Genomic DNA, 26306 nt, shown 5'->3' with positions numbered 1-26306 from the left:
ATGACACTAAAATCAAGTAGCATATACATATCCCTTGTTCTTATTTTTACCATCTCCATGACATCCAATGCACAAAAGATAGAGGGCCTATTGTATTCCGATGGAAATCCGGTTTCGCTTTCTTTGGATAAGGGAAAGATCACTGAAGTGTCCCCCTTGAAAAAGGATGCCAAGATTCCCAAGACCTATATCGCACCCGGATTGATCGACATTCAGATCAACGGCTATGTCGGCGTCGATTTTTCAGGACCCGACCTTACCGTAGCGGGAGTGAAAAAAGCCACCAAGGCACTGTGGAAAGCTGGGGTAACCTCCTATTATCCCACGGTCATTACCAGCGATATCGAGCGTATCAAGACCAATTTCGCTATTCTTGCCAAGGCGAAGAAAGATCCCGAAATCGGATCCTCCATTCCGGGTTTCCATTTAGAAGGCCCATACATTTCTCCCATAGCAGGTTTCCGTGGCGCCCATTTGGAAAAATATATCAAAGCGCCCGATTGGGCAGAATTTCAGGAACTGCAGAAAGCGGCCAACGGCTCTATCAAATTGATTACCCTTGCCCCAGAACTGGAAGGTGCCATCCCATTTATCCATAAACTTGTCGAGAGCGGCGTTACCGTATCCCTGGGCCACCATAACGGTTCTGCCGAAGACGTAGCCCTTGCCGTCGAAGCCGGCGCCAAACTGTCAACCCATTTGGGCAACGGCTGTGCGAACGAGATCAATAGGCACAACAATCCACTTTGGCCGCAGTTGTCCAATGAAGCACTGACCATTAGTATTATCGCAGATGGTTTCCATCTTACCCGCGAGGAGGTACGTACCTTTTACAAGACAAAAGGAGCCGATAAAACCATTTTGGTATCAGATGCCCTTGATCTAGCAGGACTTCCCCCTGGGGAATACACCCGCGGCGAGCGCACCCTACTGCTGACCCCGAACGTAGTAAAACTTCCTAAGGAAAATGTGTTGGCCGGAGCCGCTTCCCCGATCAGCAAATGCGTTGGCCAGATTATGGAATACACCGGATGCTCGTTGAAAGATGCCGTACAAATGGCCAGCACCAACCCGGCCGAATTCTTCGCTTTGAAAGAACTGGGCACGATCGAAAAAGGCAAACGTGCGGACCTTATCCTATTTACTATGGAAGACAATGAAATGGTTATTGATAGGACCTATGTCGGGGGTGAACTGGTTTACACTCAAAAATAATCATGAAGTTTCATTTTATTGTTATTAATTGGAAAAGCTGATTTTAATGAAAAGGGATAAATCAAAAAAAGGTGCCACGAAAGACAAAAAAGTGTGCGTCTATTTTTACTTGTGGAAAAAGGTATAAATCTTAGGTCTTACCGTACTAAGTCAAAGTATTCAAAAATTTCGAAGGCAACATCGTAATCGTTAGTATATCCTATGAAGAGCCAACCACAAACAAAAAAAATACTCCTGGCCCTCAGTGCCGTAGGCCCCGGACTTTTCCTTATCGGTTACAACATCGGCACAGGCAGTGTGACCACCATGGCCAAAACTGGGGCAGAACACGGTATGGGGCTTTTTTGGGCACTTATCCTTTCGTGTATTTTCACGTATATCTTAATGGTCGCCTATGGCAAGGTCACCTTGGTGACCGGCAAGACCGCACTGTTCAATATTAAATCGGAATTCAAATATGGTTGGATGCTATCCCTCTATATCATCATTGCGCTGATTATCGGCGAACTGCTTGCCCTTATCGGGGTGATGGGCATTGTCGCCGATTTGGTACAGGAAGGTGTACGGCTCGCCTTCGATGGTGAAATCGTTAACACCTTTTGGATCATCCTTTTCTTTGTGGTCATTCTTTTCATCCTTCTTTGGTATGGGCGCTATCAGACCTTCGAAAAAATACTGACCGTTCTGGTGGTCTTAATGGGACTTTCATTTCTGGTCGTTTTCTTTATGGTAAAGCCCAGCTTCTCATCCCTAGTCCAAGGTTTCGTACCCAGTATTCCCGATACGCCCGGGGCGTTCGGACTTATCGCCGCCATAGCGGGAACGACATGCTCGGCCGCCGTATTTATCATGCGAAGCACCGTGGTCGCCGAAAAAGGATGGGGCATAAAGCATTTAAAGGAAGAGAAAAAGGATGCCGGCGTATCAGCCTTTATGATGTTGTTATTGAGCGGGGCCATCATGGCCGTTGCCGCGGGCACTTTATATGTTTCCGGCCAAACTCTAGAAAACACGGTCGAAATGATCGGACTTTTCGAACCTATCGGCGGAAAGGTCGCGGCCTTTATCCTGATTATCGGTATTGCCGGCGCGGGACTTTCAACGATATTCCCCATCGTGCTGATAGCCCCTTGGCTGATAGCCGATTATCGGGGCACACCTAGAAACATCCGTTCCACTTCATCGCGTATCCTAATTTTCATAGCGCTTTTGTTTACCTTCGGAACGGTATTTTTGGAGGAACGCCCGCCCGCCCTTATGGTTTTTTCACAGGCTTTTCAGGCCTGTATTCTGCCGGCGGTAGCCATCCCTATCTTTATACTGATCAACAAGAAAAAACTCATGGACCAGTACACCGCCAAAATGAGATGGAATATCGGGATCGCAGCCGTTATCCTGTTTTCGTTGCTGACGAGCTGGTTCGCCATTGCTGATTTCTTGTGAAGGGTTGGCAGTAGCCATTTAATATAAAAGTTTAGAAATTTACATTCCCTATTACTTTCAAAATCCATTTATCCAGAAGGATAATACCATAAAAGCTCAATAACACTGCAACTCGAAAAAATGACAAAAACGCTAAAAATAGACAACCTTGACGTCGCCATTTACGAAACACCTGTCGCCATGGGCAAGGCAGCGGCCGATTTTGTGCAACGAAAGCTATCCGAGGCCATCGCCGAAAAAGGAAGTGCCAATTTGATCTTGGCCACAGGAGCCTCGCAGTTCAAATTCCTTGATGCGCTGAAGGAAAGGGATATCGAATGGCAAAAAATCACGGTTTTCCATTTAGACGAGTACAAGGATATTTCGGATACCCACCCCGCCAGTTTCCGGAAGTATTTAAAGGATAGGATACTGGACGCCGTAAATCCTAAAAAAATCCATTTCCTAAATGGAGATGTCGACGATGTAGAGGCCGAAATGTACCAATATTCGGAGGCACTGAGAAACCATCCGATAGACATCGCCTGTATCGGTATCGGCGAAAACGGACATATTGCGTTCAACGACCCGCCGGTAGCGGATTTCAATGACCCAAAACTGGTCAAACTGGTCACCTTGGACGAGGCTTGTAGAAACCAGCAACTGGGCGAAGGATGGTTTCCGATATTTGAAGACGTTCCCAAACAGGCCCTTACGCTGACCATCGCTTCCATTTTGAATTGTAAGGCCATCAGTTGCGTTGTGCCCGATGAACGAAAAGCGGAAGCCGTCTACAATACCTTATACCATGATATCAGTGAGGATTGCCCCGCCACTATCTTAAGGCAACACGAAGAGACCAAGCTGTTTTTGGATGCGGCTTCGGCATCTAGGATTGATAATTATGCTACTAAATCATAACACCTATAATACACCTAAATTGAAACACGCCGAATCTTATAAAAACGCTTTACTGAACGATGTTCTTCCCTTTTGGGAACACAACTCGCCAGACTCCCAATATGGTGGCTATTACACGTGTCTCGACCAAAACGGAAAAGTCTACGATACCGATAAATTCGTTTGGCTGCAAGGCCGGCAGGTTTGGCTATTTTCGATGCTCTACAATCAGGTTGAGCCACGCGATTCTTGGCTTCAAATGGCTAAATCGGGTGCAGGGTTCCTAAAAAAGTACGGAATGGATGCAGAGGGCAACTTCTATTTTTCCCTTACCCAACAAGGGAAGCCCCTGGTACAAGCCTACAGCATTTTCTCCGATTGTTTTGCGGCGATGGCCTTTGCGCAATATGCCAAGGCTTCCGGCGATGGGGAATTTAGGACGTTGGCAAAAAACACTTACCTAAACATTCTGCGCCGGAAAGATAATCCGAAAGGGATGTATGAGAAGAATACCGGTGAAAGACCACTGAAGAATTTCGCCTTGCCCATGATTTTGTCCAACCTTGTTTTGGAACTGGAAGACATCCTTGAACCGGAAGAAGTACAACAGACCATAGATTTCAGTGTCAACGAGGTCATGGAAGTCTTCCTCCATAAAGATTCCGGACTGATTTATGAGAACCTGCTTGCCGACGGTTCGGAGCACGACAGTTTCGACGGAAGATTGATAAATCCCGGTCATGGTATCGAGGCCATGTGGTTTATGATCGATATTGGGGTACGGCAAAACGATCCGGATCTCATTCAAAGGGCAACCGATACCATCATCCGTATTTTGGAATATGGATGGGACAACGAATTCGGTGGCATCCTCTATTTTATGGATGCCAAAGGCCATCCGCCCCAGCAACTGGAACACGATCAAAAACTCTGGTGGGTACACTTGGAAGCCTTGGTCGCCCTATCCAAAGCCTACGAACATCATCCAACGAAAAAAATAAAGGACTGGTACGAAAAAGTTCATACGTACTCGTGGTCGCATTTTCCCGATCCCGAAAATGGGGAATGGTTCGGTTATTTGAACCGTCAGGGGAAACCCTCATTGACCTTGAAAGGCGGTAAATGGAAAGGTTGTTTTCACGTACCACGGGCATTGTACCAGTGTTGGAAGACGTTTGAACGGATAGAAAGCAAAACTTAGGCGGTAGCAGTAACCGGTCCAATTTACCTCTTCTGGCAAAACAGGAACAGATCAAGGTATTGGAAATCAAACTAGAGATTAAGGACAGCTCGGTCTTTTCCAAGCCAACTTCGTTTACGTGTTCACTTTTTTTTTGCTTTTTTCCTTAACTCTTGTAGTTGATCTTGACATTTTTGAACAAAAGTCCAAATAAAACCAAAACGAAAACAGCAAAGCCCGCAGGATACATCCAAATCATCTGCCAATCATGAACGCCGTCAGATAGCAGATAGGCATCCGTAATCTTACCGGCCGCCCAAAAACCGATTAACATGCCTATGCCGTATGTGGCCAAGGTAATCAGGCCTTGGGCCGAGCTTTTATAGGTCTTGCCGGCCTTACTATCGGTATATATCTGTCCGCTTACAAAGAAAAAATCGTAGCAGACACCATGCAAGGCAATCCCTAACAACAATAAAACGACAAGATCGCCCGTATCGCCATAGGCGAACAACAGGTATCGAACCCCCCAGGCCAACATGGCCACCAACATCGTCATCTTGAAGCCGAAACGTTTAAAAAAATAGGGCAGTAAAAGCATGAACAAAATTTCCGAGATTTGCCCGATGGTCATTTTACCCGCGGGATTGGCCACCCCGATTTCCCCCAAAAACTGTCCGGCATGTTGATAGTAAAATGCCAATGGAATGCATATGAGCACCGAGGCCAAAAAGAAAATCAAAAAATTGCGGTCTTTTAGAAGGGAAAGTGCATCCAATCCCAAAATATCGGAAAGCGTGACTTTTTTCGAGGTATCGGCCCTTGGTGGGGTTTTGGGTAGCGTAAAACTGAATACCCCCAACACGGCCGAAGAGATGGCGGCCATTAAAAAGGTGTTTCTAAGAATTCCTTCGGAGATTCCCGTTTCAGAATCCCAGTTCAAATAGCTGATGAGCAGGCCGGCCGCAATCCATCCCAAGGTTCCGAAAACACGTACGAACGCAAACTCCTTCCCCGGATCTTTCATTTGGTTGAACGAAACGGAGTTTACCAAGGCCAACGTACTCATGTACATAATCATATAGGCCAATAAATACGGGAAAAACAGCCTAAAATCATTGGCCTGATAGAGTAGATACATCAATATAGCTCCCAAAAGGTGAAGTACGCCCAAAATACGTTCCGCATTGAAATATCTATCGGCAATCAGCCCGATTACGAACGGTGCCAAAATTGCGCCATACGATTGCGTGGAGTAGGCCATGGCAATCTCACCTCCATCGGATCCCAAGGTATTCGGAAGATAGATGCCCATGGTCACGTACCAACTGCCCCAAACGAAAAATTCAAGGAACATCATTACGGAGAGCTGCGTACGTACCGTGCCGGTCATAAAAAAGGTTTATCTCTTATAATGGATATAGTCCGAGGCCAATGGCTCTAGTCTGTTCCCCCTGAAATCCATGGCGATTTGGCCGCGGTGGTTCGCCGAATGGTTGATGATGTGAAAAAGCATATCCTGCAACGTGTTCGTAAACAACCGGCCTTCGGTATTTTCGTAGTCGATCCGTTTTTCGAAATCTTCGGTGCTCGAGGTAATGTCGAACGAATTCCGCTGGTTTTCATAGTGGATATCGCCCAAAGCCTGTATGTCGTGCAACTGCCAAACCTCGAATTCCGGTTTTCGCTCACGAATCCTCGCATTCCATAAATGATGGGCATTGAGAATGTGGCTAAATAGAAGCAGGCTTCTTTCGGGCACGGCATCAATAGCGCCAAAAGTGGCTATCAGTTGTTTGTTGCAATGGAAATTATAGTCGAAAAGGGAGTTGAAAAATGCTTTCACGTATGGGTCTTTTTATAATGAGACCCTTATCAGGTCATTTCTTTGGCTGCCTTGAGCATCAATTCCTTGGTGGCGATGATACCGGCTTCTTCACCGAGTTCGCTGCCTTCATATTCTACTCCGATAAAACCGGTATAGCCGTGGTCTTTGACTATCTGCAGCATTTTCACATAGTCGATCTCGGTCTCGTTGCCGCCGGGGTCGAAATCGTGGGTCTTGGCACTGACCGCCTTGGCATAGGGCATAAGTTCCTTTACACCTTTATATTTATCATATTCCTCGGCGCAGCCATCATCTGAACTTGTGATACAGAAATTTCCGAAATCGGGCAGGGTACCGCAATTGTCCATATCGACCGTGGCCATCACATCGGCGAGCATGGCACCGTTCGATGCAAGGCCACCGTGGTTTTCAACAAGAATATTGATGTTTTTGTCTTTTGCATACGTGGATAATTGGGCCAATGCGTCGATGGAATTGGCCTTCCATGCTGCTGGGTCGTCGCTTCCGTTAAGATTGACGCGAATGGAGTGGCATCCCATGGCCTTGGCGGCATCGATCCATTTGTGGTGGCGCTCTACGGTCTCTTTTCTTTCCTTAGCGTCGCTTACAGCCAGATTGCCTTGGCGATCGATCATTATCAAGACGTTCTGCATACCATGCTTTTCCGCCTCCGCATTCGATTTTTCAATGAATTTGGCCATAGCCTCCTCAGAATATTCGTCATTATCCAAATCGGCGGGGTACAGTTGATTCACATATTCCAATCCAGAAAATCCCCAGTCTTTGGCTTTTTCGGCAAAGGTATAAGGGTCGACACCATCCTCTTTGATCATTTTATGTATGCTCCATTGCGCCAGTGAAAGCTTGAAAAAAGGATCTACTGCTTTAACGGTCAGATTGGCATCCTCCGTCGTTTCATCTTCCTTTTTCTTGGTTTCCTTACAGGCATACATGCCTAAAAGTGAGAACGCCATTCCCGCTTGGGAGCTGTTTCTGATAAAATTTCTTCGCTTCATTGTTTTTGGATTAGTTGGTTGTATACTAAGAATGTAGCATCAAATTTTCCCTTTAAATACTATGACCATCAAGAAGTATAGCGACTAAATGTAGATAATTAATTTTATATTTAATAAATTTAGAGACTAAACAATTCATTTCCATGAATAAATTTCATTACAATCAAGAGCAAGATTCGTACGACGCCATCGTGGTAGGTACAGGTATTAGCGGTGGATGGGCGGCAAAAGAACTTTGCGAGAAGGGCATGAAAACCTTAGTCCTCGAACGCGGCCGGATGATCAAGCATATCGAGGACTACGAGACGGCGAATAAGGATGATTGGGATTTTCCGAACGGCGGCGCAGCTACCCAGGAAATCCTAAAAGAACAACCCAAACAGAGCCGGACGGGATACACGACCAATCAGGCCAGCCATATGTGGTTTGTCAACGATTTGGTACATCCGTACAACGAAAAACAACGTTTCGATTGGATGCGGGGTTATCATGTTGGTGGCCGTTCGCTGCAATGGGGGCGTCAAAGCTACCGTTGGAGCGATATCGATTTTGGTGCCAACCGCAACGAGGGTATTGCCGTCGACTGGCCCGTACGCTACAAGGATATCGCCCCTTGGTACGAAAAAGTGGAAAGGTATATCGGCATAAGCGGGGAAACCCTGAACCTGCCACAATTGCCCGACAGTATTTTTACGCCCCCAATGGATCTGAACTGTGTCGAGGAAGTCTTTAAGCAAAAAGTAGCGGAGGGCTTTGACGGCCGTACCGTTACGATCGGCCGGGTCGCCCACATTACCGGCGATAAGCAATACGAGGGCAACGGACGCCAACCTTGCCAATACCGTAACCGATGTATAAGGGGGTGCCCTTTCGGTGCCTATTTCAGCAGCCTTTCTTCTACCTTACCTGCGGCTGAGGCTACGGGCAATATGACGCTTCGGCCGGATTCCATCGTACACGAGGTACTCTACGACCCCGATACGAAAAGGGCCACCGGGGTCAAGGTCATGGACCGCGTGACCAAAGAGACCCATGAGTTCAAGGCCAAGGTAATTTTTCTTTGTGCCTCGGCAATTGCGTCATCAGCTATATTAATGCAGTCGAGATCGGATCGGTTTCCCAATGGTATGGGCAATGATTCCGATCAGCTGGGTAGAAACGTCATGGACCACCAGTTGGGCGTCGGTGCAGCCGGCAAGTTCGATGATTTTAAGGACAAATATTACAAGGGAAGAAGACCCAACGGGGTCTATGTGCCCCGATTCCGGAACTTGGGCGGCGCCTCCGATATGCCCGATTACAAGCGCGGGTTCGGTTACCAAGGTGGTGCCAGCCGTGGCAACTGGGAAGAATTGGTGGCAGAGACATCATATGGAAAAGACCTTAAGGAAGCCATTCTAAAACCCGGTGAGTGGACCATGGGTATACAGGGTTTTGGAGAAGTACTTCCCTACGAAGAAAATCGGTTCACCATGGATTACGAGAAATTGGACGGATGGGGCCTGCCCACAGTCACCTTCGATGCCGGATTCAAGGAAAACGAGCTGAACATGCGTAAAGACATGATGCAATCGGCCGTAGATATGTTAGAAAAATCAGGGGTACGCGATGTAAAACCTTATGACAAGGAGACGGCATTGGGTCTGGGAATACATGAAATGGGCACCGCACGTATGGGTCGGGATAGAAGAACCTCGGTACTCAACGGAAACAACCAGTTGCACGACGTACCGAACGTATATGTAACCGATGGCGCATTTATGACCTCCGCCGCATGCGTCAACCCATCGTTGACCTATATGGCATTTACTGCACGGGCTGCAGAACATGCGGCCAATGAACTTAAAAAAGGAAATATATAATGGAAAGAAGAAAAGCACTTAGAAATATGGGATTGGCCTTGGGATATACCGTCGCCACCCCCACCTTGATAAGCATCATGCAGAGTTGCCAAAACGAAACGGTACTCGAATGGACGCCCGATTTCTTTACAAAGGATGAAGGAGCGGCCTTAACCAAGTTGGTGGATATTATCATCCCAAAAACGGATATCCCATCGGCATCGGAAACCCAGGTGCACCTCTTCATCGATAGATTTGCGAATGAGGTGTTCGACGAACGGGAGCAACGATTCTGGAAAATGTCGTTCGCCCGCTTTTTGGAAAAGGCCCAAACGGATTCCGGCGAAGATAATGCGGGCGACCTGACCGCCGAAAACCTTGAAGCTGTTTTAGGGCCTGCGTTAAAAATACCCAAAGAAGATCAAATAAAGAACTTTAAGGCCATACAACAATACAACGAAGCTATTGAGGAAGGCAAAGAACCGCTCTTAGACGATTCAATCTCTCGCTTTGGCTTCGCCAACAATTTACGCGGATTGACCATAATGGGCTATAAAACCTCGGAATATGTAGGGGAAGAAGTATTGGCGTACCTGCCCGTGCCCGGTGTCTATATCGGCTGTGGTGATCTTCAGGAACTGACTGGGGGAAAGGATTGGTCGATTTAAAAATTCAATATTCTTACTTTCACTGTTAACCAAAACTACTAGTCAAAAGTACCGACTTAAACGAAAACCAATGAAAAGAAGAAATTTTATACAAAAAACCGCTTTGACCGGCGGTGCGATTTCCATGGGCGGGGCTTTTACGTATGCCAAAAACAGCAAAAGTACTATCCTAGCACCCCATAAATTCAACCTCAAGTATGCACCACATCTAGGCATGTTCGAAAATCTGGCGGGCAAAGATCCCATCGACCAGCTCAACTTCATGGCCGATCAAGGGTTTACCGCGTTTGAGGACAACGGAATGATGAAACGCGACGTTGCCTTGCAGACCAAAATGGGCGAAATCATGGCAAAACGAGGGTTGACCATGGGCGTATTTGTTGTCGACAAAGGCGGCAACATGGAAAATACGTTGGCCGCCGGCAAAAAGGAACACGTCGATATTTTTTTGGACGGATGTAAAAAAGCCGTCGAAACCGCGAAAAGATGTAATGCCAAATGGATGACCGTAGTCCCTGGCGGGTTCGAAAGAAACCTTCCGACCGGTGTGCAAGATGGCCATGTTATCGAAGCCCTGAAAAGAGGTGCAGAAATTTTCGAACCGCACGGGCTGGTCATGGTACTTGAACCCTTATCGGATTCCCCGGACCTATATCTGCAAAATTCCGATCAGACCTATATGATCTGCAAGGGGGTCGATAGTCCCTCATGTAAAATACTGTTCGATATCTATCACCTACAAAAAACCGAAGGTCACCTCATTCATAATATGGGACTTACTTGGGATGAGATCGCCTACATACAGATTGGCGATAATCCCGGCCGAAAAGAACCCACCACCGGCGAAATCAATTATAAGAATGTCTTCAAGTGGATCCATGAAAAAGGCTTTACCGGTGTTTTAGGTATGGAACACGGCAACTCCAAAGAAGGTAAGGCAGGTGAACAGGCGGTTATCGACGCGTATAAGCAAGAGGATGCTTTTATGTAACTCCCCACAACTTTTATCGAAGCTTACGCTTGCGGTCAAAACTTAGATATCCCCGCTAGATGTAGGGCTTAACCCTGTGCAAACAAACCGATGGCAGTCATTTAAAAAAGAATCTTGCTTTTTAATTATCGCAAGTAGTCTTTTTGCCCATTTTGCAACGTATATAACACCTATTTATGCCTTTAGGTTATGGATAAATACGTAATCATACTATTCATATATGTAGCAGCCTATATTTTTGCGGTATTGGCCCGACCTTATATCGAGAAATAAAATGGGGTAGCCCTTCACGACTCCATATAAAAAAAGCCCCTATTTCAGGGGCGTTTTTTGTTAAGTAGGTTACGGTTAATATTGGGCAGCTTGTTAGCTTTTGTTGGTCAGGTGTCGATTTGGGGTCAACCCGATCACTTAATTACAATGTAAACTTACGCCGCAATCCCGATACTTCTAAATTATTGTTGTGAACATGGTGCAGGATGTTGTGAAAAATACGACCTGCTAAATTTATCCGATGAATGGTAGGATCGATTTTGTTATGGTTTATAAATTACAAATGAAAACCGGGCGTCAATCGACGCACCTGAAGTATTTGCTGTAAAAACTCCCATATTATTTCTTTGTATCAAGTGACTAATAAAGCCGAAAGCAGTTGATTCTGATCCTCTTGAAACGGTCATAGTATGACTGCTATAACCAATTACTTCCCCCGTAACATTTATCTCATAGGCTCCCTCTCCGTACTTTCTTACCGTAAAATTTCCACTGCCGTTTGCTGTACTTCCGTCGGCCTCAATCGTTCCGTAGGCTACGGGCAACAAATTGGTTGCGCCGGTCGAAGGTCTGTTCACCTCGCCTGAAGTCTTGATATCGCCATTAACATCGAGCGCAGCCTGGGGGTTAAAGGTATTGATCCCCACTTTATTATCACCGCGAAGGGTCATAATATGGTTCGAGGTGCCGCTATCGTTAAAATAATAGCTCATGGTACCGGAGGCGGCATCGGTACGGATGCCCGCAATCTGGTCCCAAGAAGAGGTGCTGCCTTCTTTGCTGAACCTTATATCGGCGCGATCGCCGGCAGTGGTCTCCAAATTCATAAAAGGACTTGGGTCATAATTTTTGGAGATGTGGAGCTTTCCTGTGGGATCAGTCTTCCCGATGCCTACGTTGCCAGCATTGCTTATGGTCATACGCGGAAGGCCGTTCGTTCCCAAATTAAGCGGTCCGTCCTCCAAGTTGATGATACGGCCCGTTGGCCCGGAAAATACTTCATTCCGCATCCCTACCCATAAACCATCATTAAGTTCTGAACCTGTAGAAGTGGTGGTATACTGCGAATTGCTTTCGAAATCCGTTGAGTGGATGTGTTGCAGGCTTGACGGCGTAGCCAATCCTATTCCTACATTGCCCGTGTCGAAAAAAATATTGTCCCCATCTTCATTCCATAGCGAACTTCTCCCTCCGGCCGCCCCGACAATCAAATTCCCATTGGCATCGGCGACAACGTTTCGCTCTCCCGTTCCAATCAATGCCCTTGAACGGATATCTCCATTAACGTCTAATTTTGCCGTGGGATCGTTGGTTTCGATTCCAACGAAACCGGCATTATAACTGATGCCTGTCGCAATTTCATTCCACAGCGAGCTTCCTGCGCCACCACCAATCTCATCGGTACCCACTACCCAATTGCCCAATGCCGCATCCCATTTCGCTACTTGGCCGTCGGCGGTACCCACGAGACCGTCAATCAGCCCGCCATCGCCTACAAGAAGCCCGTGGTTTCGCGTAACATCGATTTCGTTGGTGGGATCGGAATCCGCATCTATGACGCTACCGCCTACCAGTTCGTCGATCGCCGCCTGGGCATTCGTCGCCGTAAGTCCCGTGGTCGTATTGTCATAGGGGACTTCCCCGGCGTTCTGATCGTCGGTTCCGCCCGGGGGAAGTATCGGACCCAGATCCACCCCGGTACCATCGGAAATCTGCAAATTGGTTCCGGAAAGCGACAGGTTCTGAAACTCGTTCGCGGGATCGGCATCCGCATCCGTAGCGCCACTGGGGAGGGTGATTTCCCCGCCATCGGTAAGGGTGATCCGGTTGGTGGCCGGATCAAAACCAAGGGTCTGGATTTCGTTGGTCGGGTCGGCATCGGCATCCGTACCACCACTGGGAATTATTACCGAATTACCGTCCGATAAACTCAATTCGTTCGTTCCGGAGTTGAAACTCAAGGTCTGGATCTCGTTGGCCGGGTCATTATCGCCGTCCCCCGTATCGCTTGTGGCCAGTTCGTCTATGGCCGCTTGCGCAGTGTTCGCCGTTAGTCCCGAAACGGCATTGTTGTACGGCACCTCTTCAGCGGATTGGTTATCGCCATCGCCCGATCGAATCGCATAGGGTACCGCCATCATTTCCGTAGTGCCGATTGCGTTGCCGTTGATAGTTACGGTCATAAAGGTGGCCCCGCCGCCCCATGGCAAATTGTTGTAATCACCGGCCACGGTGTTCCCGTTTCCAATCTTTAGGCTGAAAACGCCGTTGGCATCCGTGGTCAACGAGTGGTTTTCCTCGTATTGGCTTGGGGCGTTCGCCGCGCCGAATTTTAGGGCTATTCCCAAGGTCATGCCCTCTTCGGCCATCAGTTGTCCTTCGGCGTTACGGGCGACTCCCTGATAGTTGATAAAGTCCTTTTGGGCTTCTTGTGCCCTTGCGCCTGGAGCAAAAAATAGTGCTAGTAAGATGGCTATAAAAAAGTAGTTTGATTTCATTGTCTTTAGTTTTTAATAATTTTGAAAAGTTTTTCTTTATGCTCCCCAAGAACATAGAACTGAAGTACATAGGTGCCCTTATTAATATAACTAAGGTCTATTTCGTGGTGCAGTTGCTGGGTATCGACCTTTTGTATCAATACCCTCTGCCCGTTTATGGCAAAGAGGGCCATTCCCAAAATTTCCTTGTCGTTGGTGAAAACGGTGAGGACATTATCCACTGGGTTCGGATAGACCTTTATTCCACCTAAGTCTTTTTCGGGAACGATGGCCGCAACGTACAGCGAACCTGCCCAAAAGCCTTGATCGAGCGATGTCCCGTTCGATATCGGACCTACGATAGGTTCGCCGATTGTAAAGCCTATAGCGATTCCGTAGCCATACAATGCCATGCCACCGGAACTTACCACTGTTTTGCCGATGGACTGGGCGTTCAAACCTATTGTTAGGTGGAACAGAAATAGATAAATAGGTAGTAGTTTCATCATAGAATACTTTGATTTTTGTATTCTATGTTTTTGAAGGAAAAAGGTTAACATCGGTCCGGAAGTATTTTGAGCCTTGTTAAAAACGGTCTTTAAAAGACCGTTTCTGCCTTATGAAGAATTTGTGTTACAACTGGAAAATCAGTTCTAGACATGTAATCAGACTTAGCCCGGCAATGGCAAAAAGGACGATGTAAACGAGAATAGCTTTCATAGATCTGTTGTTTTGTGGTTAAAAATTACGGGGGAGGATGAAAAAAAGGACATTACGAACAGGAAGTACTATCCTGTTATCGTATTTGAACACAAGATAGGGCATGGTGCCCATATATCAAGGGAAGTTGTATGAATTGCATTCATCGATGTATGTTTGGCGAACTATCGGAATCTGAAGGCAAGCGGGATTTCCTTTTGTGGTCAAACGCAAATAAATGGCGTATACGATGGCCCTTGAACAGTTCATATAGATAATCCTCTACCTCTATCCCTCAATCGTCAAGAGCTTCCTTAATTTTTAACAGCTCGTCGAGAGTCATGGCATTTTCTTCCGATATAGCCCACTGAACCCTTGTCAGAACATCAATAGGTGAGTGAGGCCAAGGCTATCACCACCATAGACATCGCTACGATTAGCATTACGAAGAACACCCAGGTAGTGCCGTCCATTTTTTTTAATAGTGTCATTGTTGTTTGGTTTTAGTGTTTGTTGTTGTCTTTTTTCTGTAGGGAATATGTTCGTTAGGTTTTTAAGATCAGCTCCCCCTTGTTACTTGATACGACCTCGGCTTTGATCTTGCCCAAATCAAAACGGTCGCCGGGCAATAGCCGATCTGCGGGTAAATAATATTCTTCGAGGAAAATCTGCTTGTCGGTATACATGATTATGGTGGTATTTTCTTTGGGTACTATAATATCATTTTTTATCTCATAGCTGCCCTTGAGCAGACCGATATAGAATTTGCGGTCGTTATCCTTTTTATAGATTTCCTCCCTTTTCTTGTTTTGAAAAGTGTGGAACAGTTCCAATTGCGTTACCGCCCCGGTTTTTGAACTGACTACCAATACCACCTTGGTCTCATTGGTGCTATACGTCTGTGCCCCTAGTGTAAAACAGGAGCTCATCAACATAAAGAAAAAACAGTCCCCTAAATATTTCATGGTTCCAAACTGTTTATTGTTTATAAAGCGATTCACAATCTGTTCCGTCGGACAAAACAAACCTACAGCACTTCATAAAAAGTGAATGCCACGTATGTAACGAAGTATGGAACATATGTAACAGGAGACTTTTTTTAAGTGGTTTGAAGAAATTCCGATGGCGTCTTTTTGTAGGTTTCCTTGAAACATTTGATAAAATAGGAAGGGGTATTGAAACCGACCGTATAGGCCACTTCGCTGACGGAAGCATCGGAGGTCCTTAAAATTTGCAGGGCCTGCTTTAAACGTTGTGAGCGGATGAAAGCGGTTGTGGATAATCCCGTAAAAGCAAGCAATTTTCGATGCAGTTGCATACGGCTCATACCGACCTCCCTACAAAAAAATTCGGCATTGAATTCCGAATCGGAAAGATGTTCGTCAAGTACTTTTTGCAGCCGGTTCAAGAAAATTTCGTCGGTGGGTGTAATGGCAATATCTTTGGCCTCTAAAACCAATTCCGTACTATAGCGATTCCGGAGTGCCTTTCTGGTCTGTATAAGGTTGTCGACCCGGGTCTGTAAAATTTGAAGCTTAAATGGTTTGGCCACAAAATCGTCCGCTCCGGACCGTAACCCCCTTAATTCTTGCTCCTCGCCTGATCCTGCGGTTAGCAGTATGATGGGAATATGGCTGGTGCTCTCGTTTGACTTCAAGGTGTCGCAGAGTTCGATACCATCGCATACCGGCATTCGTATGTCGGTAATGATCAGATCCGGAACTGTTTCCAAGGCCCTTGCGATACCCGCTTTTCCGTTTTCGGCCTCGTATACCCGATACTTATTTTTCCAAACGGATTTTAGGAACTCACGCACCTCTTTGTGGTCTTCTACCACCAACACAATTGGCAACTCGTTTACAATCTCGTTTTCTGTGGAATTTTCGGAAGAAAGGTCCAACGTGTCGAAGACCTCTTTTACATGCGTCGGTCCTATTTCGGTGGGTGTTCCCACTAAATCCGTGTATTCGGCATCTTTGAACCCGATGGGAAGTTCGACCAGACAAAGGATGGTATCGTCCGTTTCCATCCGCATGTTTATTTCGCCTTGATAAAGTTGCACCAGTTCCTTGACCAACGAAAGCCCCACCCCGGCACCTTCGGCATATTCGTCTTTTTGGTAAAAACGGGTGAACCATTTGTCGGTATCGACAGCTGAATGTTCCTCAACGGTATTCGTTACACGAACCTGTAATTTCCCCTCCGTATTGGTTGCCTCGAACCGGCACATTCCGCCATCGCGGCCGTATTTGAAGGCATTGGAGAGCAGGTTGGTCACGATTTTTTCAAGGGCATCCTCATCGTAATATGCGCTTTCAAGAGTATCGATATGGATGTCGTAATCCATATTATTTTGGGATGCCCGGTATTCGAAGGAGGTGGCCAACATCCCCAGAAAAAGACCAAGGTTTCCCTCACGAATTTTCAGTGTCATCTTCCCTTTTTCGAGCTTGGCCAAATGCAACAGTTGGTCTACCAGCGTAATCAAGCGGTTGGTGTTACGTTTTATCATCGAAAAATTCGAAAAATCGGTATCCGTGAGTCCTCCCTCGCCCAATTTGGCATCGATAGGCCCTGAAATCAGGGTCAGCGGCGTTCTAAACTCATGGGATATGTCGGTATACAGTTTCGATTTCAGGTCGTTCAGTTTCTTCAATCGTAGGGCCTCCTCTTCTTTCAACTGAAAGTCGAGCTGCATACGCCAACGCCATTTGAAATAGGCATATACTGCCAGTACGGACGCTAATATCAGAAGAGCGTACATGGATTTGGCATAGGGGGTGGCATACCAGGGCGGCGCAATGGAAAAGGCATAACTAACAGGGTCATCGTTCCAGACTCCATCGTAGTTGCTCGATTTGACCTGAAATCGGTAATCACCCGGTGGCAATTGTGTGTAACGGGCAAAATTAGTATTGCCCGCCTGTACCCAGGCCTCATCGTAATTGACCAATCGGTATTGGTAGCTGTTTTTTTCGGGAAGCGAGTACTGTAGGCTCGAAAAACTAAACGAGACCGTGTTTTGATCATACCGTAAATAATGGCCATCGGTCATCGGGAAGGCCTCCTCGAAAACGCTAAAACCGGTTATGGTCGTTTTGGGCAGTAGGGTATTTTCTTTTATTTTACTGGGTTTGAACCAATAGAAACCGTCCAATCCGCCAAAATAGAGGTTTCCCTTTGCATCTTTATAGGATGCCCCGGTATTGAATTCTGTGGCGAGCCCGGCGTAGTTCGTATAGTTGGTAATTTCGGGAAAGGCCTCAAAAGTATCGCCCGGCACGAATTGGGTAATGCCCTTGTTGGAGCTCAACCAAAGATTAGCGTTTTCATCGGGTAAAATGGAATAAATCACGTTGTTGGCCAGGCCTTGTTCGACGGTGTACGTCCGGAATCTTTCATTTTTGATATCGAATGCGTTGAGACCGCCGCCATTGGTACCAATCCAAAGCCTTCCGATCGGGTCATAGTAAATGGATTTGATCTTATCGCTTGATAGGGAATTGCCGTCCCCATTTTGTCGATAGGTCGTAAAAATTCCTTTCTCGATATCGAAATAAGCTATTCCATCCGTTTCGGTGCCTATCCATAGATTTCCTTTTTCATCCGAAACGATTGTCCGTATATTATTGCTGGGAAGACTATTTTTTTCTTCGGAACGGTATGTCAGGTTTTTAATTTCCCCCTTTTCCTTATCGAATTGGATAAGGCCCTGCTCACGAGTACCCAGCCAAATACGATTGGCATCATCGCTATAGATGCACCAGATGGTATTGGCCGACAAAAGGGTTTTCGAATCGTAGGAAAAATGTTCGAACTTTCCATCGGCGCCCCTGATATCGAGGCCACCGCCCTGGGTGCCTATCCAAAGGTCGTTATCCTCATCGACAAAAAGACTCATAATCCGGTCCGAAGAAATGGTATTGCGGTTTCCCGGTTCTGCATTGAAGGTCTGCCAACTATTGGTCGTCGGTTCATATCGGGTGAGACCCTTGCCCGAAGTGCCGATCCAGACCGCATTTTTTTTATCGACCGCTATGGTCCGTACCACATCGATATTGATGTCTTCGGGCGTCTCATAATTGGTCAGGGAATTGAATTTTTCGAGATATTCATCGTAGTAACTTGCCCCGGCACCATCGGTGCCGAACCAAACAGTACCAAAATAATCTTCATAGACGCAAAGGATGTCGTTATAGTGGAGGGCCTTGGGATTGTGCTTTTCCGCACCGAAATGGGCAATTGTATTCTTGTCGAAATCTATTAGGTAAAGGCCACTGCCATAGGTAGCGATCCACAACCTGCCTTTCGAATCGATATGTAGGTCCAGAATGTTCAGGTTCACGGGAAGCGGATCCGTAAAGGCCAGTTCGGAGATACGGTGAAAGCCGGCGCCATTTTTTTCCTTGAAATAGAGTCCGTCCCCAAAAGTGCTGATCCACTCCCGGTCTTTGGTGTCGAACACAATATCGCTAAAATTCGCTTCGTTTTTTTCACCGTAGTTTGTCTTTGGAGGTATGCCTGTTCTTTTTGGGGACTTGGGGACGTATTCGAAAAGCTGGCCATCGGTCGCCAACACTACCGTACCAGCGCTGTTTTGGGCGATATTGTAGATTGTTCCCCCTACTACCGAGAACGGCAGCACCCGCTCGGGTTCGATGGTATCCGGTCTTAAAACGTAAAGTCCTTCGGAATAGGTGCCGATATATACGTTCAGGTCACACCCTTGATAGATGACGCTGGCATCATCGATTTCGGGCAAAGGTTCGAACTTTTGGTTTTTGGGATCGAATTTCCGGGGAATTTTATCCGAGGGTATGATCCACAGACCTCCTTGCCTATCGTTGTATACCTTTCCGAGGTTGCTATAATCGGGCTTGGTGATATCTAGGAAGGTGTAGGGAAAAACACTGAACTTTCTGCCGTCGTATTTGTTCAGGCCGTCTTGGGTAGCGATCCATAGGTAGCCGGTACTATCCTGCGTAATCGAAATGGCACTGTTCTGCGAAAGGCCTTCCTTTACCGATAATTGTCTGAAGGTAATCTGCGATTGGGGGTAAAACGGCTGCACCCCGCCCAAAACTATCATCAAAAAAATAAGGTTGACCTTGTTCGCTATACGTTTTGCTGATTCCATGTTTCGGAGGATCGATTGCAGGACTTTAAAGATAGGAAAATTAAGGATTAAGTTTTCATAGGGAACAAGCCATAAAAAAGCCGGAACGATTTTCGCTCCGGCCAAATCAATTTTGAAAAATTGTATGATACCGCCAATCCGTACGGCCCTTCCGATGTATCGAAATCGATAGTACCACTAATGGGTGCTGATTCAGGTAGTTCCCCCGAAACCTATAATCGAGCAAATCACCAAGTGCCAAATTGTTGGTTAGGTGCCCCAATATTGGTTTCATCAGACGGACTATACCACGTTCTAATAAACAACCTGGTGCCTAGAGCCGTACCTTTTGGAATGGCAGTTTCATAAAATTGTGAGGGTGTTCCCCATTGATGATTGTTATATGTTAGGATATGAATTCCAAAAAAAAATTCATGGCTCAAGTGCGCTGTCCATCGTCATATGACTAACTCGGGGATATCAAAATTACATAATTAATTCACAATGAACACTATAAATTGTTAAAAAAGTAGGAGTATCCTTAACATTTGTGTTATTTATAAAAAAACGACTATTATTTTAGGCGTCCCCTAATGCTATCCCGACTCTCGTTAGCCAACATTGTATTTTCAATTATGTCTTTACCAATAACAAATTCTTGTTCGAATTTAGGATTTTTCTCCACTTCCGTAAAGACGGTCAAGAGCAAGACCGCAATCAACAAGGCGAACATCAACAGGCACTTTTTCATTACTAGTTTCATTAGTCAAACTACATTGGAGCTTTTTACCTACATTCTAATAGGAAAAGGACGCTACAAATGATTTAAAACTAAAGTAATTCGATACCGACCGTAGCCAAGGTACTTATGTACGGATGGCATTGTTTTGTGTATAAGTGGGGAAATTAGGGTTTGAATTTGAATTCGCCCTCAATACTGGTCGAGATGCTCAGGATACAGAAAGTTGTTATAAGGAAAACGGGTGACATGAATATCCCGCACCTCATCGTACACCCTTTTTCTGAACTCGTCAAGGTTCTCTTTGTTGAGGGCGGAAATGAAGAGTGCCCTATCGCCTACCCTCTGCATCCACGTACGTTTCCATTCTTCGATAGAGAAGTGCCGTTCGGTTCTTTCGGTGACGAGATCATCCTCTTCTATCGTTTCGTGTTTGTAAAGGTCTATTTTATTAAAGACCATGATGGTATTCTTATCAGCGCTATCAATCTCGCCCAAAATTTTATTTACCGAATCGATGTGTTCCTCAAACTGAGGGTGCGAGATATCTACCACGTGTAGCAATAAGTCGGCCTCCCGGACCTCATCCAACGTACTTTTAAAACTTTCGACCAATTGCGTGGGCAGTTTACGAATAAACCCAACGGTATCACTGAGCAAAAAAGGTAAATTTCCGATTACTACTTTGCGTACCGTGGTATCCAAGGTCGCAAAAAGTTTGTTTTCCGCGAATACATCGCTTTTGCTGATGACATTCATCAAAGTAGATTTCCCAACATTGGTATATCCTACCAAGGCCACGCGCACTAGGGCACCTCGATTGCCGCGTTGGGTCTCCATCTGCCGATCTATCTTGGTCAGTTTCTTTTTCAACAACGAAATACGATCGCGGACGATACGCCTATCGGTCTCAATCTCGGTCTCCCCCGGGCCCCGCATGCCGATACCCCCTCGTTGACGTTCCAAGTGGGTCCATAGGCCGGTCAAACGTGGCAGCAGGTATTCGTACTGTGCGAGCTCAACTTGGGTTCGGGCGTAACTGGTCTGTGCGCGTTGGGCGAAAATATCGAGAATCAGGCTGGTACGATCCAAAATTTTACACTTGAGCTGCTTTTCGATATTGCGCTGTTGGGCTGGGGAAAGCTCATCATCGAAGATTACCGAACCGATATCGTTTTCCTTTACGAACTTTTCAACTTCGTTCATTTTTCCGCTACCGATAAAGGTTTTGGGATCGGGCGGATCCATCCGCTGAACGAAGCGCTTCATGACTTCTCCCCCGGCCGTAAAGGTCAAGAATTCAAGCTCATCGAGATATTCGGTGACTTTTTCTTCGTTCTGTTCGCGATTCATGATCCCAATCAAAACGGCCTTTTCGTGTTCTATGGACTGTTTTTCTAGCATATTGCCTCACAAAATGCGAATTTAAAAATTAACCAGCAAGCTATTTTCATAATTTTAGTACCCCAATCGTCCCAGCCAAAATCGCGAATTTGCCATCTTTCATGCGGAAAAACAAGCGACAGCTCATCATTTCTATGTATATCGATTACTTTGATGACCGATTGTAGCGAAGATATTATGGATAAAGAAATGGACAACTCCCTAAATACCGATGGGATGAAACCCTCTGATGGCGATACTTCCGACCTGAATGAAATTAGTTACCATTAAACCTATTTGGCAAAACATTTTGAAACCGACCGCATGGTCGGTAGGTACTTTCAAGAATAAAATGGGAAGCCCGGATTTCCTGTATTTAACGAGAATTATCGGCAGAGTGCAGCTTTTGAAAACTAATTTCGCAGGAATCAAAACTTACAAACCGGTCAGTCGGTATAGATCAGAACAAGGATTGCTGTTTTACGGGATTTTCATGGTCCAAAAGCCATTTTTTACGGTATAGACCGCCAGCGTAACCTGTCAACGAGCCGTCACTGCCGATGACCCGATGACAAGGCACTACGATCCATAAAGGATTCTTACCGTTCGCGGCCGCGACGGCCCTGATGGCCTTCACATCGCCCAGATTTTTGGAGAGGTTGAGATAGGAAGTCGTTTTACCATAGGGGATATCAAGCAGGGCATTCCACACCCGTTTTTGAAAATCGCTGCCTTCGGGATTTAAATCCAAATCGAACACGATTCTTTTCCCTTCAAAATATTCCTTTAGCTGATAGACGGCGTCCTCCAATATTTCCGGAACCCTATCGTCAACTCCAGTTTCGCCGTCGAGAATGCTTATGGCCGACAGCCCGTATTCGTCGCCTTCCAATTTGGCAGTGCCAAGGGGTGTTTTTATCCACGCTGTTTCCATCCTTAAAATCAACAAATGTTAGAAGTAACTCCCATTAGGCCCTTGCTGAAGGTCAAGGTCAAAATGGAGTTTTCAAAAAATTATCAGTATCTGCGCTAATTTTCCTTCCCAGTTTTTCCTTTGGGATTTAGGGGAATCGGGCCATCGTTTTCCTCAAGCACGCCGGACCGCTGTGCCCGTTGCTGCCAGTTTTTTCTGGCCAGTTCCTGAAGATCGGCCACGCTGTCGCTTTCATCCATAATCTCAAGTCCGAGTAAGGTTTCAATGACGTCTTCCATGGTCACTAGACCGCTTACCGAGCCATATTCGTCTACAACAAGGGCAACATGCTCACGCTTTTTGACCAGGGTGTCGAATAATTTTGGAATAGGGGTATTGCGTTCGGTAATCAGAATGTCGCGTTTGATCTCGGAAAGCAGAGTGTCACCTTTATTATTGACCATTTCTTCAAGAATAGTATCCTTCAGTACAAATCCGTCAATATGATCGAGCTTCTCGCCGTGCACGGGAATACGGGAAAAACGCAACTTGGGATTATCCTTAAAAAAATCGGCAACGGTCTTTTTTTCCGAAGCTATTTTCATCACGGCCCTGGGTGTCATAACATCCTTTACCAGAACCTTGTCAAAACGGAGCAAGTTCTTGATAATGGTGGATTCGGATTTCTCGAATACGCCCTCCTCCTGGGCGACTTCGGTCATGACCGTAAAATCTTCACGACTCAAAACACTGCCTTTATGGGCCTTACCGCCTACCAATTTTGTAAATAGCTGCAATACCCACAAAAGTCCGGTGTATTTGAGTGCCAACACCATAAATTTCAGTGTTTTGGACGCAAAATTCGCCAAATTACGCCAGTAGGTGGCCCCTATAGTCTTAGGGATAATCTCGGAAGCGACCAGGATCAGTAGGGTCATGATCGTCGAAACTATGCCCACCATCAATTCTTCTGTAAAGGTTACCCCGAAAACCGTCTGTTCTGAGCTGCCATAGAGTTCGACGTAGGCGACCTTGGCCTGAACACCGACTAAAATGGCACCTACTGTGTGCGCTATAGTGTTCAAGGTCAGAATGGCGATGAGGGGTTGGTCCACATCTTTTTTGAGCTCTTCGAACGTGAGCGCATACGACTTTCCTTCCCTTTTCTTAACGTTGATGAACGTGGGGGTAATGCTTAACAGCACCGCCTCAAGTATGGAGCAGAGGAAAGAAAAAAAGATGGAAATGAGTGCGTAGAATATGAGTAGTCCCATGAAATGGTTTTGTTGCCCAATATACCATTTAATTCGATATGGGCTTTACGCAAATCGCTAGTCGTTGTGCGGTTTTACATTCGATGTAGAACCAAATCATGTTTTTTAGTTCTACAATGAAGTTCTGACATTTCAAAACGATTTCAAATTATCGATTACTTTATCCGTTTATCATGTTGACATAAAGGGTAAATCGTTTAGCGTTCATCGCGACCCGCTTGATAAAAAACCTGCTGTACTGCCGAACGGATATTCAAATCGTACAAAGCTTGATGTTCCCGCGACGGATAGACCCGATTGGAAAGGAAAATATATACCAATTGGTTTGCCGGGTCCGCCCAAACAAAAGTACCTGTAAAACCGCTATGGCCGAAGCTCTGTGGACTCACTTCCGGAGCGGGGTAGGCATCCTTTAATTGCAACGTATCATTGCCCAATATCGGTTTGTCGAAGCCCAAACCCCTCCGGTTTTCGTTTTCTGGATATTGGACTTTGATAAATTCCTTGACCGTGTTTTCCGAAAAATAGCGTTTACCATCGTAAACGCCATATTGCATATACATTTGCATGAGTTTGGCCAAATCGGTAGCGGTAGCAAACAGGCCTGCATTGCCGGATACGCCGCCTAAAAGAGAAGCATTTTCGTCGTGTACCCAACCTTGGGTCAGGGTATGGCGGAAAATAGTGTCTTGTTCCGTGGGCACTATTTTATTGTGGAATTCTTTGGTACTGGGCTTAAAACCCATGGTCGGGGCACCTAATGGCAAATAAAAATTCTTCTCCAAGTAGTATTCATAGGAATCGCCGGTCAACTGTTCGATCAGTTCGGGAAAGATGAGGAAGGTGAGTCCTGAATATTTGTACTTCTTTTCTTCGGATACCTCCGAGCGGTCAATCATTCGGTACATCTTCCGGTTAAACCGGTCTTTTATGTAAAGTCCATCAAAGGCTTGATGCCGAAATCGATTGTTCGGTTCGGTCTTGACAAACCGATGTTTTAGGGCGCCGTTCTTTTTGATAACCTCGTTAAGAAAGATGATATAGGGTTCGAGACCGGCTTGATGCGCCAAGATTTCGCGTAGGGTAATATCCTTTTTATCCTTTCTCATTTGCCACCGTTCCCAATACTCGCTAAAAGGCCTGTCGAGGTCTAGTTTACCTTCGTCGACCAATTTCATTAGGGCCGGTAAGGCTCCTGCAATTTTGGTAACGGAAGCGAGGTCGAAGAGGTCATCTTTTGCGGTGGGCTGGATGCTGTCGTAGGTGTGATACCCGTAGGCTTCCTCAAAAATGATTTTACCCTGTTTGGCGACGAGCACGACAGCTCCGGGAAAGGCTTCCTTTTTTATGCCTTCCGTTAGTATCGAATCGACCTTGGTGTGGATGTAAGTGTAGTCCAAGCCTACCTTTGATGGATCAGCATGTACTAGGGCGTCCTCGGGAATTAAGTCCAATTTTACCAAAGAACCTTCTTGTGCCTGCACGGAAAGGACGAATAAACCGGTAAGTATATAAAATAATGATTTCATAGCATCTATACTCTTTTCATTAGGAGACCTATTTTTGTCATATTGGGAGCTGCATGACAAATGCAAAGACTACCCCATCAATTGCATGGCATCCTTAGCAACCCTTCGACTGCGCTATCATTGACATAACTGATTAATTTATTGAAAATTAGATAATTATGTCATTGCGGCCGTTTTCCCAATTTTGCAGAGGGCCTCAGGATGACATTTGAATTTAAACGAGTATTTGAAGTCCGATTACATCAATCGCACCGCGTCCTTTGCAAAATAGCTTGCAATAAAATTCGCCCCTGCCCTTTTTATACTAATCAACTGCTCCATCATCGCGGCGTCATGGTCGAGCCATCCTTTTTCGGCGGCGGCCTTTAACATGGCATACTCCCCACTAACCTGATATACGGCTACCGGTACCTCTACGGCATCCCTGATTTCGCGGACGATATCCAAATAGCAAAGCCCCGGTTTTATCATTACGATATCGGCGCCTTCGTCGATGTCCATTTGCGTTTCCTTGATGGCTTCCAAGCGGTTGGCGGAATCCATCTGGTAGGTCTTTTTATTCTTGGGCACGTTTTTCACATCTACGGGGGCCGAATCAAGTGCCTCACGAAAGGGCCCGTAAAAAGCACTGGCGTATTTGGCGCTATAGGCCATAATTCCGGTATCCGTGTGGCCTTCGTCTTCCAGAGCTTCACGAATAGTAAGAATGCGGCCATCCATCATATCACTGGGGGCGACAAAATCCGCTCCGGCGTTGGCGTGGCTGACGCTCATTTCCGCTAAAATTTCAGCACTTTCATCGTTGAGTATCCTGCCGTTTT

The 26306-nt window shown here is 46.1% G+C and carries 20 protein-coding genes; 7 read left to right on the top strand and 13 right to left on the bottom strand.

Annotated elements, in window-relative coordinates; genetic code table 11:
* The 4 genes from ACEW8S_RS03910 to ACEW8S_RS03895 all read left to right on the top strand — a co-directional run bounded on the left by ACEW8S_RS03910 (position 1) and on the right by ACEW8S_RS03895 (position 4738).
* Positions 1–1215: an N-acetylglucosamine-6-phosphate deacetylase gene (locus ACEW8S_RS03910; RefSeq protein ID WP_373516876.1), complete on the top strand. Its 1215-nt coding sequence runs from the start codon at positions 1–3 to the stop codon at positions 1213–1215.
* A gap of 201 nt (positions 1216–1416) precedes the next feature.
* Positions 1417–2658, top strand: coding sequence for an Nramp family divalent metal transporter (locus tag ACEW8S_RS03905; RefSeq protein ID WP_373516875.1), 1242 nt, complete (start codon positions 1417–1419; stop codon positions 2656–2658).
* A 120-nt stretch (positions 2659–2778) separates the two neighbouring features.
* Positions 2779–3558, top strand: a complete 780-nt coding sequence (locus ACEW8S_RS03900; RefSeq protein ID WP_373516874.1) for a glucosamine-6-phosphate deaminase — start codon at positions 2779–2781, stop codon at positions 3556–3558.
* Complete coding sequence (locus tag ACEW8S_RS03895) at positions 3542–4738, top strand: AGE family epimerase/isomerase (RefSeq protein WP_373516873.1); 1197 nt, start codon at positions 3542–3544, stop codon at positions 4736–4738. The genes ACEW8S_RS03900 and ACEW8S_RS03895 overlap by 17 nt, the downstream gene beginning before the upstream one ends.
* 145 nt (positions 4739–4883) lie before the next feature.
* On the opposite strand, the gene ACEW8S_RS03890 is transcribed toward ACEW8S_RS03895, so the two are convergent.
* From ACEW8S_RS03890 to ACEW8S_RS03880, 3 genes are read right to left on the bottom strand one after another with little or no spacing between them, the layout of a single operon-like run.
* Positions 4884–6110 carry a nucleoside permease gene (locus ACEW8S_RS03890; RefSeq protein ID WP_373516872.1) on the bottom strand — a complete coding sequence of 409 codons (1227 nt, stop codon included), beginning with the start codon at positions 6108–6110 and terminating at the stop codon, positions 4884–4886.
* A gap of 9 nt (positions 6111–6119) precedes the next feature.
* A complete protein-coding gene (locus ACEW8S_RS03885; RefSeq protein ID WP_373516871.1) occupies positions 6120–6563 on the bottom strand; it encodes a DinB family protein in 444 nt (147 codons plus the stop codon).
* Positions 6564–6592: 29 nt separating this feature from the next.
* Positions 6593–7582 carry a sugar phosphate isomerase/epimerase family protein gene (locus tag ACEW8S_RS03880; RefSeq protein ID WP_373516870.1) on the bottom strand — a complete coding sequence of 330 codons (990 nt, stop codon included), beginning with the start codon at positions 7580–7582 and terminating at the stop codon, positions 6593–6595.
* A gap of 143 nt (positions 7583–7725) precedes the next feature.
* Here ACEW8S_RS03880 and ACEW8S_RS03875 point away from each other — a divergent pair, with 143 nt between their 5' ends.
* The 3 genes from ACEW8S_RS03875 (at position 7726) to ACEW8S_RS03865 (ending at position 11082) form a co-directional block, all read left to right on the top strand.
* Positions 7726–9444 (top strand): GMC oxidoreductase, encoded by a 1719-nt coding sequence (locus ACEW8S_RS03875; RefSeq protein WP_373516869.1) that lies wholly within the window; start codon positions 7726–7728, stop codon positions 9442–9444.
* The gene (locus tag ACEW8S_RS03870) at positions 9444–10091 is read left to right on the top strand and encodes a gluconate 2-dehydrogenase subunit 3 family protein (RefSeq protein ID WP_373516868.1); all 648 of its coding nucleotides are present in this window, start codon (positions 9444–9446) and stop codon (positions 10089–10091) included. The genes ACEW8S_RS03875 and ACEW8S_RS03870 overlap by 1 nt, the downstream gene beginning before the upstream one ends.
* A 70-nt stretch (positions 10092–10161) precedes the next feature.
* Complete coding sequence (locus ACEW8S_RS03865) at positions 10162–11082, top strand: hydroxypyruvate isomerase family protein (protein ID WP_373516867.1); 921 nt, start codon at positions 10162–10164, stop codon at positions 11080–11082.
* 536 nt (positions 11083–11618) lie between these two features.
* On the opposite strand, the gene ACEW8S_RS03860 is transcribed toward ACEW8S_RS03865, so the two are convergent.
* The 10 genes from ACEW8S_RS03860 to hemB form a co-directional block, all read right to left on the bottom strand.
* The gene (locus ACEW8S_RS03860) at positions 11619–13853 is read right to left on the bottom strand and encodes a hypothetical protein (RefSeq protein WP_373516866.1); all 2235 of its coding nucleotides are present in this window, start codon (positions 13851–13853) and stop codon (positions 11619–11621) included.
* A gap of 5 nt (positions 13854–13858) precedes the next feature.
* On the bottom strand, positions 13859–14341 hold the full coding sequence (locus tag ACEW8S_RS03855; protein WP_373516865.1) for a T9SS type A sorting domain-containing protein: 483 nt from the start codon (positions 14339–14341) through the stop codon (positions 13859–13861).
* 735 nt (positions 14342–15076) lie between these two features.
* On the bottom strand, positions 15077–15496 hold the full coding sequence (locus ACEW8S_RS03850) for a hypothetical protein (protein ID WP_373516864.1): 420 nt from the start codon (positions 15494–15496) through the stop codon (positions 15077–15079).
* Positions 15497–15630: 134 nt separating this feature from the next.
* Positions 15631–19668, bottom strand: coding sequence for a two-component regulator propeller domain-containing protein (locus tag ACEW8S_RS03845; RefSeq protein ID WP_373516863.1), 4038 nt, complete (start codon positions 19666–19668; stop codon positions 15631–15633).
* Positions 19669–20221: 553 nt separating this feature from the next.
* Complete coding sequence (locus ACEW8S_RS03840) at positions 20222–20398, bottom strand: hypothetical protein (protein ID WP_373516862.1); 177 nt, start codon at positions 20396–20398, stop codon at positions 20222–20224.
* Positions 20399–20578: 180 nt separating this feature from the next.
* Entirely contained in the window at positions 20579–21790 is a 1212-nt protein-coding gene (gene hflX / locus ACEW8S_RS03835) for a GTPase HflX (protein ID WP_373516861.1), read from the bottom strand.
* 439 nt (positions 21791–22229) lie between these two features.
* Entirely contained in the window at positions 22230–22703 is a 474-nt protein-coding gene (locus ACEW8S_RS03830) for a methylated-DNA--[protein]-cysteine S-methyltransferase (protein ID WP_373516860.1), read from the bottom strand.
* A 95-nt stretch (positions 22704–22798) separates the two neighbouring features.
* Positions 22799–23956, bottom strand: a complete 1158-nt coding sequence (locus tag ACEW8S_RS03825; RefSeq protein WP_373516859.1) for a CNNM domain-containing protein — start codon at positions 23954–23956, stop codon at positions 22799–22801.
* 197 nt (positions 23957–24153) lie between these two features.
* Positions 24154–25485 (bottom strand): serine hydrolase domain-containing protein, encoded by a 1332-nt coding sequence (locus ACEW8S_RS03820; RefSeq protein WP_373516858.1) that lies wholly within the window; start codon positions 25483–25485, stop codon positions 24154–24156.
* A 237-nt stretch (positions 25486–25722) separates the two neighbouring features.
* On the bottom strand, positions 25723–26306 hold a 584-nt coding region (gene hemB / locus ACEW8S_RS03815), incomplete at its 5' end, for a porphobilinogen synthase (RefSeq protein ID WP_373516857.1).

The organism is Pricia sp., assembly GCF_041745955.1.
Taxonomy (GTDB): domain Bacteria; phylum Bacteroidota; class Bacteroidia; order Flavobacteriales; family Flavobacteriaceae; genus Pricia.
Note: the sequence above shows the minus strand (reverse complement) of the source record. Positions and strands in the feature narration are given on the sequence as shown.